At 64.8% G+C, this 14,244-nt stretch carries 12 protein-coding genes and 1 pseudogene; 5 read left to right on the top strand and 8 right to left on the bottom strand.

Annotation, left to right across the window (positions count from 1 at the left end; genetic code table 11):
* The first annotated feature begins 20 nt into the window (after positions 1–20).
* A complete protein-coding gene (locus tag PSTAB_RS08545; RefSeq protein ID WP_013982558.1) occupies positions 21–1,415 on the top strand; it encodes an MATE family efflux transporter in 1,395 nt (464 codons plus the stop codon).
* Between the two features lie 10 nt (positions 1,416–1,425).
* Here PSTAB_RS08545 and PSTAB_RS08540 read toward each other — a convergent pair whose 3' ends face one another.
* The 5 genes and pseudogenes from PSTAB_RS08540 to PSTAB_RS08520 form a co-directional block, all read right to left on the bottom strand.
* Positions 1,426–2,529 carry a cyclic nucleotide-binding domain-containing protein gene (locus PSTAB_RS08540; RefSeq protein WP_013982557.1) on the bottom strand — a complete coding sequence of 368 codons (1,104 nt, stop codon included), beginning with the start codon at positions 2,527–2,529 and terminating at the stop codon, positions 1,426–1,428.
* 17 nt (positions 2,530–2,546) lie between these two features.
* Positions 2,547–3,494 carry a 1-aminocyclopropane-1-carboxylate deaminase/D-cysteine desulfhydrase gene (locus tag PSTAB_RS08535; RefSeq protein ID WP_013982556.1) on the bottom strand — a complete coding sequence of 316 codons (948 nt, stop codon included), beginning with the start codon at positions 3,492–3,494 and terminating at the stop codon, positions 2,547–2,549.
* An 8-nt stretch (positions 3,495–3,502) separates the two neighbouring features.
* A complete protein-coding gene (locus PSTAB_RS08530) occupies positions 3,503–4,861 on the bottom strand; it encodes a hypothetical protein (protein ID WP_013982555.1) in 1,359 nt (452 codons plus the stop codon).
* A gap of 186 nt (positions 4,862–5,047) precedes the next feature.
* A pseudogene (locus tag PSTAB_RS08525) lies at positions 5,048–5,471 on the bottom strand (nuclear transport factor 2 family protein).
* A gap of 32 nt (positions 5,472–5,503) precedes the next feature.
* Positions 5,504–7,534: an NADPH-dependent 2,4-dienoyl-CoA reductase gene (locus tag PSTAB_RS08520; RefSeq protein ID WP_017245326.1), complete on the bottom strand. Its 2,031-nt coding sequence runs from the start codon at positions 7,532–7,534 to the stop codon at positions 5,504–5,506.
* A 188-nt stretch (positions 7,535–7,722) separates the two neighbouring features.
* Here PSTAB_RS08520 and PSTAB_RS08515 point away from each other — a divergent pair, with 188 nt between their 5' ends.
* Both PSTAB_RS08515 and PSTAB_RS08510 read left to right on the top strand, forming a co-directional pair.
* A complete protein-coding gene (locus PSTAB_RS08515; RefSeq protein WP_013982551.1) occupies positions 7,723–8,736 on the top strand; it encodes a carbon-nitrogen hydrolase family protein in 1,014 nt (337 codons plus the stop codon).
* Positions 8,733–9,770 (top strand): AraC family transcriptional regulator, encoded by a 1,038-nt coding sequence (locus PSTAB_RS08510; protein ID WP_013982550.1) that lies wholly within the window; start codon positions 8,733–8,735, stop codon positions 9,768–9,770. Before PSTAB_RS08515 ends, PSTAB_RS08510 begins: the two co-directional genes overlap by 4 nt.
* 265 nt (positions 9,771–10,035) lie before the next feature.
* Here the strand turns inward: PSTAB_RS08510 and PSTAB_RS08505 are convergent, their stop codons facing one another.
* Genes PSTAB_RS08505 through PSTAB_RS08495 form a run of 3 tightly spaced genes read right to left on the bottom strand, consistent with a single transcriptional unit; the run spans position 10,036 to position 12,653 of the window.
* Positions 10,036–10,203 (bottom strand): DUF2474 domain-containing protein, encoded by a 168-nt coding sequence (locus tag PSTAB_RS08505; RefSeq protein WP_013982549.1) that lies wholly within the window; start codon positions 10,201–10,203, stop codon positions 10,036–10,038.
* A complete protein-coding gene (gene cydB / locus PSTAB_RS08500; protein WP_011912959.1) occupies positions 10,203–11,210 on the bottom strand; it encodes a cytochrome d ubiquinol oxidase subunit II in 1,008 nt (335 codons plus the stop codon). The genes PSTAB_RS08505 and cydB overlap by 1 nt, the downstream gene beginning before the upstream one ends.
* 3 nt (positions 11,211–11,213) lie before the next feature.
* Positions 11,214–12,653, bottom strand: coding sequence for a cytochrome ubiquinol oxidase subunit I (locus PSTAB_RS08495; RefSeq protein WP_011912958.1), 1,440 nt, complete (start codon positions 12,651–12,653; stop codon positions 11,214–11,216).
* 199 nt (positions 12,654–12,852) lie between these two features.
* Between PSTAB_RS08495 and PSTAB_RS08490 the strand changes: the two genes are divergently transcribed.
* Together PSTAB_RS08490 and PSTAB_RS08485 are read left to right on the top strand one after the other, a co-directional pair.
* On the top strand, positions 12,853–13,896 hold the full coding sequence (locus PSTAB_RS08490) for a M4 family metallopeptidase (RefSeq protein WP_013982548.1): 1,044 nt from the start codon (positions 12,853–12,855) through the stop codon (positions 13,894–13,896).
* Positions 13,897–13,905: 9 nt separating this feature from the next.
* The gene (locus tag PSTAB_RS08485) at positions 13,906–14,238 is read left to right on the top strand and encodes a protealysin inhibitor emfourin (RefSeq protein ID WP_013982547.1); all 333 of its coding nucleotides are present in this window, start codon (positions 13,906–13,908) and stop codon (positions 14,236–14,238) included.
* Positions 14,239–14,244 lie beyond the last annotated feature (6 nt).

Here is a 14,244-nt window from a genome sequence, read left to right as displayed (position 1 = left end):
TACAACTGGAACGCCTCGCAATGCCCACTGAGCTTCGACTCAGACGGGTCCGCCTTGAACTGCGCACCCTCTTCGCCCTCGCCCTGCCCATGATGATCGCTCAGCTGGCCAGCACTGCCATGGGCTTTGTCGATACCGTGATGGCCGGCCGCGTCAGTCCGCACGACCTGGCTGCCGTCGCGCTGGGCAACTCGATCTGGGTGCCGGTCTACCTGCTGGTCAGCGGCATTACCCTGGCCACCACACCCAACGTCGCCCAGCGCTTCGGCGCCGGGCATCACGCCGAAATCGGCCCGCTGGTGCGCCAGGCCCTGTGGATGGGCGTTGGCATCGGCATCGGCAGTGCACTGCTGATGTGGAACGCGAAGCCGGTGCTGCATCTGATGAAGGTCGAACCCGCCCTGATCGATCCAACCATGGCATACCTGCGCGCCGTCGCCTGCGGCTTCCCGGCCATGGCGCTGTATCAGGTACTGCGTTGCTTCAGCGACGGGTTGGGTCACCCACGGCCGAGCATGGTCATCGGCATTCTCGGCCTGCTGCTGAACATCCCACTGAACTACGTGTTCATCTACGGCAAGCTCGGTATGCCGGCGTTGGGTGGTGTGGGTTGCGGCGTATCCACGGCACTGGTGATGCTGTTCATGCTGACGTCCATGGCCATCTGGGTGAAGCGTGCGCCGGCCTATCAGGCAAGCCAGCTGTTCTCCCACTTCGAGGGCCCGCGCTGGCCGATGCTTCGTCGCCTGCTGTCGGTCGGCGTGCCCATCGGCATCGCCGTGTTCGCCGAAGCGAGCATTTTCTCCGTGATCGCGCTGCTGATCGGTGCGCTCGGTGCGACGGTGGTGGCCGGGCATCAGATCGCCCTGAACTTCACCTCGCTGATCTTCATGATCCCGCTGTCCCTGGGGATGGCCGTGACCGTGCGCATCGGTCAGGAGCTGGGCCGCAGCGCACCGCGCGATGCCCGTTTCGTAGCCGGCGTCGGGATCGCCGCAGCGCTGGTCTATGCCTGTTTCTCGGCGAGCGTCATGCTGCTGTTCAGCGAGCAGATCGCACGGATCTATACGCCTGATCCAGCGGTGATCGCGGTCGCCGCCAGCCTGTTCTTCTATGCCGCGCTGTTCCAGTTCTCGGACGTGGTTCAGGTCACCGCGGCGGGCGCGCTGCGCGGTTATCAGGACACCCGCATGACCATGGTCTACACGCTGTTCGCCTACTGGGGCATCGGATTGCCGGTGGGTTACCTGCTGGGGCTGACCGATAAGCTTGGCCCGGCGAGCGGGCCAAGCGGCCTTTGGCAGGGCCTGATCGCTGGCCTCAGCTGCGCGGCACTGCTGCTGAGCGTGCGGCTGGCACGTAGTGCGCGCCGGGAAATCCGCCGCCATGCCGCATTGCGCAGAAGCGCGGCCTGAGCCAACCCGCTCAGAGGCTGCGTTCTATGCGTCCATCGGACCGAGCCAGATAGCCGGTGCCGCACTCCCACAGCAGCGCCGCGCGATCATCGCTGCCGAGTGCATCGAGCCCGCCCCGCAGCGCATAGGCAGTGAAACCGAGCTGGGTCAGCAGGAAGACCGCACTCGCGCTGCGCTTGCCACTTTCGCAATAGCACAGGTAGGTGCGGCGGGGATTCAGCAGTCGCGTCTTCAGCCGCAACAGGTGCAGCGGCATGTGCAGCGCCTGCATGGCGTGCCCGCGCTCGTAGTCATCGGCTAGCCGAACGTCCAGCCACTGAGCGCCGCAGCCGAGCAGATCGGCCACTTCGTCCAGATCGACCTCGCTCACCACCGGCGCCTTGAGCAATTCGAAAAAGTCGGCCCGGCCCAGGCGCAGCACGCTGCCGTCCTCGATCATTGCCACGCTGGCGTTGCGCGGACGATCTTCCAGCAGCGCTTCCTCGCCGAAACAGGCGCCGGTTTCGAGTTCCGCCAAGAGCTGTTCGCCACTGTCCTCGGCCTTGAGTACCTGCGCCCGACCACTCTTGAGGAAATAGCAGCAGTCCCCCGCCTCGCCTTCACGCAATAGCGTCTGCCCGGCTGGTGCCTCGACCGACACGAGCCGGTGCAGCATGCTGCGTATGTTCTGCGGAGGAACCTGGGCGAACAGGGGATTTTCGAGCAGACGTTCGAGCCACTCCGTTTCTTCGCCGTCCATGGTCAGCTGCAGCAGCACATCCTGCAGCGCTTGGCGCCAGGAAAGCAGGCGATCGAGTTCCACGGCATCCACGCTCAGCAGATGGCAATCCTCCAGTGCCCGCACCTCCCGCGTCCGTTCTGACAGCAGGCTATGCAGCGCCGCCGGAGTCCCCGCCGCGAGCAGCCCCTGTTGCCCCTCGACATCGCTGACGAGCAGCTTCCCGGCCATCAGGTAGTAGCGTGTCGTCGCGTGCCGTTCGTCCAGCTCAAGCACCTCGCCTGCGGTGAGCACAAGCGGCACGGTGCGCGCACGCAGCTCCCAGAGCTGACGTGGCGACAGCGCGTTCAACGGGATCAGATCACGCAGCTGATCAGGGTGCAGCGGTTTGTTCATCCTGGAAAATCCAACCTCTAGCCATGGATCAGCTTGTGCAGCTGACTCTCAGCAGCACGGCGCCCCTGCAATCCACCGGTGTGGACGAAAAGCACGCGTGTGCCGGCGGCAACATAACCGCGCTCGACATAAAGGCGCAATGCCATCATGGTCTTTGCGGTATAGATCGGATCAAGCGGCACTCCGCCGTCACGCTCGGCCGTGTACATGAAATGCGCCAGCTCCTTGTCGAACCGGGCGAAACCGCCGCGGCTGGCATCCAGCAGCTCGTAGCCCTCATTGGCAACGCCCGCCTGCGCGAGCAGCGCCGCCACATTGTCATCGACAGCATGCGATGGCGGGCCGGCCAGCGCGCCGATTACCGGATGCCGCCCGGCCTCACCGATGACCAATCCCGCCAGGGTCGTTCCGGTTCCGGCGGCAAGCCAGACAGCGTCGTAATCGTCCCAACCGACCGCAGCCAATGCCGATGGCAGCCTTGGCACGAGTTCGGCGCAACCCAGGGCGCCAGGTAGCCCGCCTCCGCCCTCGGGAATGCAGTAGTAACCGCGATGGCGTTGCTGCCATGGCTGCCAGAAGCCGGGTAGGTTGCGTGCCCGGAAGCCACCGTAGCCCAGCCAGTGGATCTGCATGCCCCAGGCTTGCAGATCGGCCACCGTCGGCGTGTCCTGCTCGTGTCCGCGCAGCAGGCCGACCGTCGCGAAACCGAATCGGTGACCGGCCGCGGCCAGAGCGTGCAGATGGTTGGAATGCGGACCACCAAGGCTGATGAGCCCCGGTGCGCCGGCACGGCGGGCTGCGTCCAGATGGTTAACGAGTTTGAACCACTTGTTTCCGGACAGCTCCGGGTCCACCAGGTCGAGCCGCAACACCACCACGTCGACAGCGGCCTGCTGCAACCAGTCCAGATGCAGGCGTTGCAGAATCAGCGGGGCATCGGAGGCGACGCAACGTTCGGAAATCAACAAACGGCTCAGCTACCGGTACGCTGCCGGTCTTCCTTGCGATGCCGGGCACAGCAGTTGGATTCTCCGATCACGAAACGACTCGGTGCATCGACCTTGTCCAGCGGCATGGCGCAACGCTCACCACTGGCCAAGGTCGCGATACAGGCGGGTTTCTGGTAGTGCTCGAGCCATTGCCGGTATTGTTCCTCGGAGACGAAGCACTTGGCAGCGGCATAAGCGAGGGGGTTGGCTCGGTAGCGAGCAAGGTCCTGCAGCGCGATGGTCAGATGCCCGGCGCCCGGATGGTAGGCCATGAACACCACGCCCTGGCGCGACAGGTCCTCCAGCACCCGGTCACCGCTCTGCCGCAGCGTCTCGCATTCGTTCTTCAGCCGCTGGATCTCCTCTTCCTGCTGCGCGTCCAGCTCATTGCGATAGGCCAGTTCGACGTCGCGGATCGCCACCTGCTCCTTGTACTCGGCCACTGCTGCAGCGATGCGCGCCTGGGCCTCATGCTCGAACTGCTCTCGCGCCGCACCGATCTCGACACGACCGCTGACTTCCAGCGTCCGCAACTGCTTGCTCATCTCCTCGCGGGCTTTCTGGAAGCTTTCCGCCTGCGCGGTCATCTGCGCATGCAGGCTGGCATTGAGTTCGGTCTGTTGCTGCAGCTGCTGCTGCAGCGAGCGGATCTCGTCCTGCAGAAGCTTGCGTTCCTTGTCCGCCGCAGCAGCGCTCTTGAGCGCGTCCTCTTCCCGCAAACGTTCGAGATTGGCGATGCGCTGACGCTGCTGCTTGATGAGCAACGCAGCTTTCTGGCGCTGCTCCCGCTCGTGACTTTCGGATCGCTGGGTAGTGGCCTCCTTGCCAGCCTCAGCCGCGTACCAGGCGTCTTCGGCCACCATCTGCAGGCGTTCGGCAGGCACGACAGGCGCGCCCTCGTCCTCCACCAGCAGGCCGAGCTGGTTGCGCTTGATGGTGTCGCGCAGCAGTGCCAGATCGTTGCGCTCGGCGCTGACCTTGGGATCCCACATATGCATCTGGTGCCAGGAGACGGGGCACTGACTGCGACAGGCCAGGCGAATGGGGCCGGCGCCCATGTCCGGCCCGCGGCCGGTGCGCTCGGCCAGCTGGCGCAGCGGAATGTTCCAGCCGTCATCGGCGGAACCATCTTCATTGAAGTCGAGGCAGAAAAAGACGGCGGCACGCACCTGCAGCCGCGGGTTGATCATCACGTAGACGGCATGCATCTGGCGGTCAGCGAACTCGGGCAACGCAACCACCCCGTCCAGCACCGCTTCGAACTCCGGATACAGCATTTCCTTGCAGATGGTGCCTTCGTTGTAGAACAGCACGGCCTCGACCATCTGCGGTTTGTTCTGCATGCTCGACTTCCCTTATCGCCCGTCACCGCGAGCCGAATACTGAAACGCTCATCCACGATCGCGTCTCTTTGGGGCTCGAGTTTAGGGGAATTAATCAAGCGTGCAATGTGACCCGGTTGGCAGCGAGCCCGCGCATCGCGCGACCCGCCAGAGCCGTCCGGCGGATTTGCGATGAGCTTAGCTAATTCAGCTACCGCCATAGGCGGCGAGGCGACGCTTCATCTCGTCGCCAAGCGCCTGCAAGCCGCTCATGGGGCGAACCATCACCTCGAATTCGATGATCCGGCCCGTTTCGTCGAAACGGATCAGATCGATGCCCTTCAGTTCGCGATCACCCACGCTGGCACTGAACTCGAGCACGACATCGCGGCCTTCGGCGCTGGCCAGCTCGCGGTGATAGCGGAAGCCTTCGAACACCTGCAGCACGGTATTGAGGATCAGGTTGACCGCAGGGGCTCCTTCATAAGGCTTGTGAGCCATCGGCGAGCGGAACACCGCCAGGAGGGTGCAGCAGTTCCGGCAAGCCGCTCAGATCGCGCTGGGCAATCATCGCGTGCCAGGCCTGCAGGCATTCGGCGGCTTGCGGCTGCAGCATTGTCTTGATGTCCATACGCGTGCTCCGTGGGTTAAGCCTGAATGGAATCAGAGCGCCGCGGCCAGACGGCAGCCCTGATTGATGGCGCGCTTGGCATCGAGTTCGGCCGCCACATCAGCACCGCCGATCAGGTGGACCCGGGCGCCTGCCGCCTCCAGCGTCTGCTGAAGCTCACGCAGTGGCTCCTGGCCGGCGCAGAGAATGACCGTATCCACCGGCAGCACCTGCGGCTCGCCCTCGCCGACACGGATATGCAGCCCGGCGTCGTCGATCTGCAGATACTCGACCGAATTGAGCATCTGGACGTGCTTGTTCTTCAGTCCCGTGCGATGAATCCAGCCGGTGGTCTTGCCCAGCCCGTTGCCGACCTTGGATTTCTTGCGCTGCAGCAGATAGACCTGGCGCTTGGGTGCATGCGGCGCCGGCTGGATGCCCGCGATGCCGCCGCGCACGGAAAGACCGAGATCGATGCCCCACTCCTTCCAGAACGCCTCGCGGTCCAGGCTGGTGGATTGTCCATCGTGGGTGATGTACTCCGACACGTCGAAGCCGATGCCACCGGCACCGATCACCGCCACGCGCTGACCGACCGGCTTGCGTTCGAGAATCGCGTCGAGATATCCGATCACCTTCGGATGGTCGATTCCGGGAATCTCCGGGGTGCGCGGCACGATGCCCGTGGCCAGGATGATCTCGTCGAAACCGCCCGCCAGCAGCGCCTCTGCCGTGGCGCGGGTATTCAGGCGCACCTCGACCCCGGTTTCCTCCAGCCGATTCTGGAAATAGCGCAGGGTCTCGTAAAACTCTTCCTTGCCTGGCACGCGCTTGGCGACATTGAACTGCCCACCGATTTCGCTTGCAGCGTCGAACAGCGTCACCTGATGTCCCCGCTCCGCTGCAACGGTCGCTGCGGCGAGGCCAGCCGGACCGGCGCCGACCACCGCGATCTTCTTCACCGCGGTGGTGGGAATGTAGTTGAGCTCTGTTTCATAGCAGGCACGCGGGTTGACCAGGCAGGTGGTCAGCTTGCCGCTGAAGGTATGGTCCAGGCAGGCCTGGTTGCAGCCGATGCAGGTATTGATCCGCTCGCTGTGCCCAGCGGCCGCCTTGTTGACGAACTCCGGATCGGCGAGGAACGGGCGTGCCATGGACACCATGTCGGCATCACCCTCCGCCAGCACCTGTTCGGCCACTTCCGGCGTGTTGATGCGGTTGGTGGTGATCAGCGGAACGTTCACCTCGCCGCGCAGCTTGGCGGTGACCTTGGTGAACGCCGCGCGCGGCACCTTGGTGGCGATGGTCGGAATCCGCGCCTCGTGCCAGCCGATGCCGGTGTTGATCAGCGTGGCGCCGGCCTGCTCAATGGCCTTTGCCAGCTGCACCACCTCTTCCCAGATGCTGCCGCCCTCGATCAGGTCGAGCATGGACAGGCGATAGATGATGATGAAGTTCGGGCCGACCGCCTCGCGCACCCGGCGCACGATCTCCACCGGCAGACGCATGCGGTTCTCGTAGCTACCACCCCAGCGGTCGGTACGGTGGTTGGTGTGGGCGACCAGGAACTGGTTGATGAAGTAGCCTTCCGAACCCATGATCTCTACGCCGTCGTAGCCGGCGCGTTGGGCCAGGGTCGCGCAGTTGACGAAATCGCGAATCTGCTTCTCGATGCCCTCTTCGTCCAGTTCCCGCGGGGTGAACGGGTTGATCGGCGCCTGGATCGCACTGGGTGCGACCAGCTGCGGGCTGTAGGCATAGCGACCGGCGTGCAGAATCTGCATGCAGATCTTGCCGCCGGCCTCGTGCACGGCCTGGGTGACGATCTTGTGCTCTTCGGCCTCTTCCGGCGTTGACAGCTTGGCGGCACCGGCGCGCACCGAGCCTTCCTCATTGGGCCCCACGCCACCGGTGACGATAAGGCCGACGCCACCGCGGGCGCGCTCGGCGAAGAACGCCGCCATCCGCTCGAAGCCGTTGGGCATCTCCTCCAGACCGGTGTGCATGGAGCCCATCAGGGTGCGGTTGCGCAGCGTGGTGAAGCCCAGATCGAGCGGAGCCAGCAGATGCGGGAAGGCGGTCATCGGTGTGTCCTCATCATTGTCGGTGCCGAGCCTCTTGGGGCTGCGGTCGGATATGCAGCGACGATAAACAGCCCAAACCTCACGCTCAATGATCATAAATGACAACTTTCTGATCATTCAGCGCAAAACGCTTGGCAAGCCACGCCGCATTACCTAGTCTGACGGCGTTCATCACGGCCTTCTTTTTCATGCGCACCTACCTGAATCTCGCACTGCTGGCGGTCCTGGCCGGCGTCTCGCTCGCGGTCTATTTCGACTGGACCCACGACCGCCGCAGCGGCCCACTGCTATCCGACCTGCGCACATTGCCCATCGAAAGCCGCGGTCAAGCCGGCGGCGCGGGCAATCTGCTGGGCATCGAGACCCGACTGCAACCGGCCGACTACCAGAGCCGCGAGCGGCTGCAGCTGAAGTTCCGTACCTACCTGCAACAGGCGGCGGATGAAGGATTGCTCAGCGAGCGCACCGTCGTGGTGTTGCCCGAGCATGTCGGTACCGGCCTGTTCGCCCTGGGCGAGAAGCCGGAGGTCCAGCAGGCGCGAACGCTGCGCGACGCCATGCAGTGGATGGCGCTGAGCAACCCCGGGCGGTATCTGCGCGCCCTGACCGGCAACCAGGGCGACGACCGCCGCACCGGTGCCGTGCTGCGCCTCAAAGCGCGGCAGATGGCCGAAGAGTACCAGGCGATTTTCGGCGGCCTCGCCAAGGAGTTCGGCGTCACCCTGGTAGCGGGCTCGATCGTGCTGCCCGAGCCCTATCTGGAAAACGACAGGCTCAAGATCGGCGACGGACCGCTGCGCCAGATCAGCCTGACCTTCGACGGCCGCGGCAAGCCGCTCGGTGCTTTGCAGTACAAGCACGCCTTGAGCCGGTACGAGCGACGCTACAGCGTCGCCCCGATCCCCGAACCGCACCGACTGATCGAAACGCCCGCAGGCTCGCTGGCGGTGCTGCTAGGTTGCGATGCCTACCTGCAGCGACCACCAGCCGAGGCGAGACTGCTGGCGGTACCGGGCGCCCTGGCGGACCCACAATCTGCCTGCGGCAGCGCACCCGACAACCGGCTCGCCGAACCCTCGGCCATGTCCGTGCATACCCTGGCCGTACCCTGGAACCTGCTCGGCTCCCCGCGCCGCCCGGCCCCACCGGGACATGGCATTCCGGTACAGATCAAGAACCACTGGCTTGGCAGCGCGCCATGAATGCGCAACGGGTGCGGCTGGGCGATCTTTCGGTCGGCTTCCTGCACAGTCTGGGCGAGGCGCTGCAGCTGTATGGGCAGGATCCGCAACCGCTGCTGCAGGCCTATGGGCTGGATGCAGAGCGCCTCGCCGAGCCTCATGCACGGCTGTCCATCCCGCGCTATATGAGGCTCGGCCATGCGGCGATTCAGCTGGCCGGCGATCCCGCGCTGGGCCTGGAGATGGGACGTCTGCGCAAGCCGAGCCACCTCGGGCTCGCCGGACTGACCGCCACCCAGGCGCCGACGGTGCGTGACGCGGCGCGGGCTCTGATCCGTTACGAACCCTTGTATGCCTCCAACTATCGCGGCAGCTCGAGCTTCCACGAAGACGCCGCCGGTGCCTGGCTGCGCTTCTATTCCATCAGCCCGTACAACGCCTACAACCGTTTCGTGGTCGACACCGTGCTTGCCAGCTGGATCGCCCAGCTGACACGCCTGTGCGGGCAGCCGCTGGTGCCCGCGGCAATCCATATCGAGTTCGAGGCACCGGAATATGCGGCGCGTTACGAAGCGCTGTTCGGTCGCCCGGTGGCCTTCGGCGCCGAGGCGAACCAGCTGCAGCTGGATCAGCGCGCGCTGGCCCTGCGCAATCCGGAGCACTGTCCCGGCACCTGGAGGCATTTGGTCGAGCTGTGTGAAGGCGAGCTGGAGCGGCGTACCCGCACACGCAGCCTGCGCGAACGCGTCACGCAGATGCTCGGACCCATGCTCAAGGGGCAGGAGCCAGACCTGCAGCAGATCGCTTCCCGCCTGCAGATGCCCGCCTGGACGTTGCGGCGCAAACTGGCCGAAGAAGGCAGCAGCTACCGCGCAATCATCAACGACACACGTCGCGATCTGGCGATGGCCTATATCCGCGATACCGAATCGGCCTTCGGCGAAATCGCCTGGCTGCTCGGCTTTTCCTCCGCGGAGGCGTTCCAGCGCGCCTTCAAGCGCTGGAGCGGTCAGACGCCGGGTGATTACCGGCGCGCGCAGCGGCGCGGCGGCTGACCAGTCGACCCTTCGGACTAGAGTTCGACGGCGTCCTCGGCACTGTCCGGATGATCATGCTCGGCGGCATGCCATTCCAATAGTTCATCCTGATAGTCGTCCATCGCGAATCTCCTCGCCTGCGGCTACATCGAACCAATGTTCATCGATCAGTTATCAAGCTTCATGCCAGGAGCCTACAGCCCGCTGGTGAACCTATCGTGACCGGAGAGCACGGAGCGACGCCAACGATCGACTGTCGCCGCCAGCTGGAGCAGGTGTGCAGCTAGGACGGCGAGGACAACCCCGCCGCGTTCATTGCCAGGCGCAGCAGCCAGGCCACGATGCCCAGCGCCAGTACGCTGCCACTCCAGATCAGCACCAGCCAGCTCATGCGCTGCCAGAGTGGCTTCGGCTCGCCCTCGCCGGCGGGCTTTCGTTCATGCGGGGCCATCAGTGGTACCCATCCTCTGCACTGACCTTGCCGCGGAACACGTAGTAGCTCCACGCCGTGTACATCAGGATCAGCGGCAGGATCAGCAGCGCCCCGACCAGCGTGAAACCCTGGCTCTGCGGCGGTGCGGCCGCCTCCCAGATGGTCACCGATGGCGGGATGATGTTCGGCCAGAGGCTGATACCCAGCCCGCTATAGCCGAGGAAGATCAGCGCTAGGGTGAGCAGGAACGGCGTGTAGTTGGCGTACCGCTGGATCGAGCGCAGCAGGCCGAAGGCACATAGCAGAACCAGCACCGGGACCGGCATGAAGTACAGCAGGTTCGGCATGCTGAACCAGCGCTCGGCAATATCCGGGTGGGTCAGCGGCGTCCACAGGCTGACGATGCCGGTTACTGCCAACACCGCCCAGACCAGAGGAATGCCGATGTCGTGCATGCGCCGCTGCAGCTCGCCGGCGGTGCGCATCATCAACCAGGTGCACCCGAGCAGTGCATAGGCGACGATCAGCGCCAGCCCGCAGAACAGCGAGAACGGCGTCAGCCAGTCGAATGCGCCGCCGGCATAGGCGCGCCCCTCCACCGGCAGGCCGCTGATGAATGCGCCGAGCACCACGCCCTGGAAGAAGGTCGCCGCCAGCGAGCCGCCGATGAAGGCCTTGTCCCATATGTGCTGCCGCTGCTTGCTGGCCTTGAAGCGGAACTCGAATGCCACGCCGCGGAAGATCAGCCCCATCAGCATGAAGATGATCGGCAGGTAGAGCGCCGATAACACCACCGAATAGGCCAGCGGAAAGGCCGCGAACAGCCCTGCCCCGCCCAGTACCAGCCAGGTCTCGTTGCCGTCCCAGATCGGCGCCACGGTGTTCATCATGACGTCCCTATCGGAAGTGTCCTGCACGAACGGGAAGAGGATGCCGACGCCGAGATCGAAGCCGTCCATCACCACGTACATCATGATCCCGAAGATGATGATCACTGCCCAGATAAGTGAAAGATCGATACCCATGGCTCAGTTCCTCTCGCCCAATTGATCGCCCTGTTCATGGTTGATCGCCTCGTCCGCGGCGGATATCGGACGCATCGGCGTGCGCGCCTCGCCCGGCCCGCCGGCACCTTTCTCGCGCCCTTCGCTGATCACCGGCCCTTTCTTCACCAGGCGCAGGACATACACCATGCCGATGCCGAAAACGGCGAAGTAGACCACTACGAACATCGCCAGGGTGAGCCCCAGCTGCCCCGCGCCGTGATTCGAGACCGCGTCGGCGGTGCGCATCAGGCCGTAGATGACCCAGGGCTGACGTCCGATCTCGGTGGTGTACCAGCCGGCGAGAATGGCGATAATCCCGGACGGCCCCATCAGCAGCACCATGCGCAGAAACGCCCGGGAGCTGTACAGCCGATCGCCACGGCGCAGCAGCAGGCTCCAGATGCCGGTGATGATCATCAGCAGCCCGAGCGCGACCATGATGCGGAACGTCCAGAACACGATGGTCGAGTTCGGCCGGTCCTCGGGCGGAAAATCCTTCAGCGCCGGGATCGGCTCGGTCAGGCTGTGATTGAGGATCAGGCTGGCGAGATAGGGAATCTCGATCTTGTAGCGGGTTTCCTCGGCCTCCATGTCCGGCCAGCCGAACAGCAGCAGCGGCGTCGGTCCGCCTTCGGAATTGTCCCAGTGCCCTTCCATCGCAGCGATCTTCGCCGGCTGGTATTCGAGGGTGTTCAGACCATGGAAATCACCGATCACCGCCTGTACCGGAGCGACGAGCAGCGCCATCCACATCGCCATCGAGAGCATCTTGCGGATCGCCGGGTTATCCTTGCCGCGCAGCAGATGCCAGGCCGCCGAAGCGCCGACGAAGAACGCGGTGGCAAGGAATGCCGCCACCGACATGTGCGCCAGGCGATAGGGGAATGACGGGTTGAAAATGATCGCCAGCCAGTCCACCGGCACCACCACGCCATCGATGATCTCGTGGCCCTGCGGCGTGTGCATCCAGCTGTTGGAAGCGAGGATCCAGAAGGTGGAGATCAGGGTGCCCACGGCCACCATCACCGTGGAGAAGAAGTGCAGCTTGGGCCCGACGCGATTCCAGCCGAACAGCATCACGCCGAGAAAGCCGGCCTCGAGGAAAAAGGCCGTCAGCACCTCATAGGTCAGCAGCGGCCCGGTGACGCTACCGGCGAACTCCGAATAGGCACTCCAGTTGGTGCCGAACTGGTATGCCATGACGATGCCAGAGACCACGCCCATGCCGAAGTTCACCGCGAAGATCTTCAGCCAGAAGTGGTAGAGGTCCCGGTAGACCTCCTGCTTCGTCTTCAGCCACAGCGCCTCGAGTACGGCGAGGTAGCTGGCCAGGCCGATGGTGATGGCCGGGAAGATGATGTGGAAGGTAATGGTGAACGCGAACTGCACACGTGCCAGCTCGAGTGCTTCCAGTCCGAACATTGGGCAACTCCTCGTCTGATGACCTCCCGCCTCGTCTGTGACGGCGAATACGGGGTCCAGCACAAGTGACAGCAGATCGCGCCAAGGGTGCAGCGCAACCGCCGCAGCAAGTCGTCGCAGCCTCTGGATCGGCGGTCGGCCCGATCGAACCTGAGCGGTCTATGCTGCAGCTAGCCGCATCCGACCAGGAGTTTCGCCGGTGCCCATCCGTTCGTTCATCCCGCCGTACATTCTCGACCGCATGATCGATCGCGGCTCGCCCTACTTGCGCAGCTGTGCTCGCGAAACGCTGGACCACGTGCAGAGCCTGCTGCCCAACCCGGGACCGCCCCGCCCCACGGCGATCGCCGAGCTCGGCGAGCTGCGCACGCCCGGTCATCCACAACGGCGCATCCACGATGCCGAGCAGCGCATGCAGCTGCCCGGCACGCTCCGTCGCCGCGAGGGTCAGAGCGCTTCAGGCGACCCCGCGGTGGACGAGGCCTACGATGCCCTGGGCGCGACCTACACCTTCTTCTGGCAGGTGTTCCAGCGCGACTCCATCGACGATCTGGGCATGCCGCTGATCGGCACCGTGCACTATGGCCAGGGTTATGAAAACGCCTTCTGGAACGGCGAGCAGATGGTGTTCGGCGATGGCGACGGTGAGCTCTTCCAACGCTTCACCCGCTCCCTCGACGTGGTCGCTCACGAGCTGGCCCACGGGCTGATCGAGAGCGAGGCCGCGCTGGTTTACTACAACCAGCCAGGGGCGCTGAACGAGTCGGTTTCCGACGTCTTCGGGGTGCTGACCAAGCAACATGCGCTTGGCCAGACTGCCGCCGAAGCCGACTGGCTGGTCGGTGCCGAACTCCTGACCGACAAGGTCCAGGGCGTGGCGCTGCGCTCCATGGCCAACCCCGGCACCGCCTACGACGACCCGCTGCTCGGCCGCGACCCGCAGCCGGCGCATATGCGCGATTTCATCGAAACCCGCGAAGACAACGGCGGCGTGCACCTCAATTCCGGCATCCCCAACCGCGCATTCCACCTCGCGGCCATGGCGTTGGGCGGGTACGCATGGGAACAGGCCGGGCGCGTCTGGTACGCCACTATCTGCGACCCGCAACTACCCAACGATGCCGATTTCGCGACGTTTGCAGGCGTCACGCTGCAACAGGCAACGCGCCTGTTCGGCCGCGGCTCCAGCGAAGCCGAAGCCGTGCAGCAGGCATGGCTGCAGGTCGGCGTTTCACCGCGCTGAGGAGGCAACATGAAGATGCCGGCCCTGGGCCCTGAAACATCCTTGCGGATCTCGCGCCAGGGCGGTCTCGTTGCCGCGCCGGCGCTCACCCGCCCCCGGCAGATCGAATTCGCCGACTGCGACCCGGCGCAGCGCCGTGGCCTCTGCTCGGTTGTGGAGCGCTGCCTGCCGGTCGCCAGCAAGGACGTCGGTCGTGGCGACCAGCGTTTCTTCAAGGTCGAACTGCACTATCGCCGCGAGGACAGCGATGCCGAGATGATCCTGCAGATCGCCGAGGAGCGCGCGCCACAGGAGTTGCTGCGGCTCTGGCAGGACGGCGCGATCCCCGATCCGCCAGGCTGAGCGAAC

It is taken from the genome of Stutzerimonas stutzeri (assembly GCF_000219605.1).
Taxonomy (GTDB): domain Bacteria; phylum Pseudomonadota; class Gammaproteobacteria; order Pseudomonadales; family Pseudomonadaceae; genus Stutzerimonas; species Stutzerimonas stutzeri.
Note: the sequence above shows the minus strand (reverse complement) of the source record. Positions and strands in the feature narration are given on the sequence as shown.

Excerpts from the sequence above, each read along its gene's own strand:
- PSTAB_RS08485 (WP_013982547.1), top strand. The coding sequence starts at position 13,906 with ATGAAGATGCCGGCCCTGGGCCCTGAAACATCCTTGCGGATCTCGCGC.
- PSTAB_RS08505 (WP_013982549.1), bottom strand. The coding sequence starts at position 10,203 with ATGGCCCCGCATGAACGAAAGCCCGCCGGCGAGGGCGAGCCGAAGCCA.
- PSTAB_RS08495 (WP_011912958.1), bottom strand. The coding sequence starts at position 12,653 with ATGTTCGGACTGGAAGCACTCGAGCTGGCACGTGTGCAGTTCGCGTTC.
- PSTAB_RS08520 (WP_017245326.1), bottom strand. The coding sequence starts at position 7,534 with ATGACCGCCTTCCCGCATCTGCTGGCTCCGCTCGATCTGGGCTTCACC.
- PSTAB_RS08545 (WP_013982558.1), top strand. The coding sequence starts at position 21 with ATGCCCACTGAGCTTCGACTCAGACGGGTCCGCCTTGAACTGCGCACC.
- PSTAB_RS08540 (WP_013982557.1), bottom strand. The coding sequence starts at position 2,529 with ATGAACAAACCGCTGCACCCTGATCAGCTGCGTGATCTGATCCCGTTG.
- PSTAB_RS08510 (WP_013982550.1), top strand. The coding sequence starts at position 8,733 with ATGAATGCGCAACGGGTGCGGCTGGGCGATCTTTCGGTCGGCTTCCTG.
- PSTAB_RS08515 (WP_013982551.1), top strand. The coding sequence starts at position 7,723 with ATGCGCACCTACCTGAATCTCGCACTGCTGGCGGTCCTGGCCGGCGTC.
- cydB (WP_011912959.1), bottom strand. The coding sequence starts at position 11,210 with ATGGGTATCGATCTTTCACTTATCTGGGCAGTGATCATCATCTTCGGG.
- PSTAB_RS08530 (WP_013982555.1), bottom strand. The coding sequence starts at position 4,861 with ATGCAGAACAAACCGCAGATGGTCGAGGCCGTGCTGTTCTACAACGAA.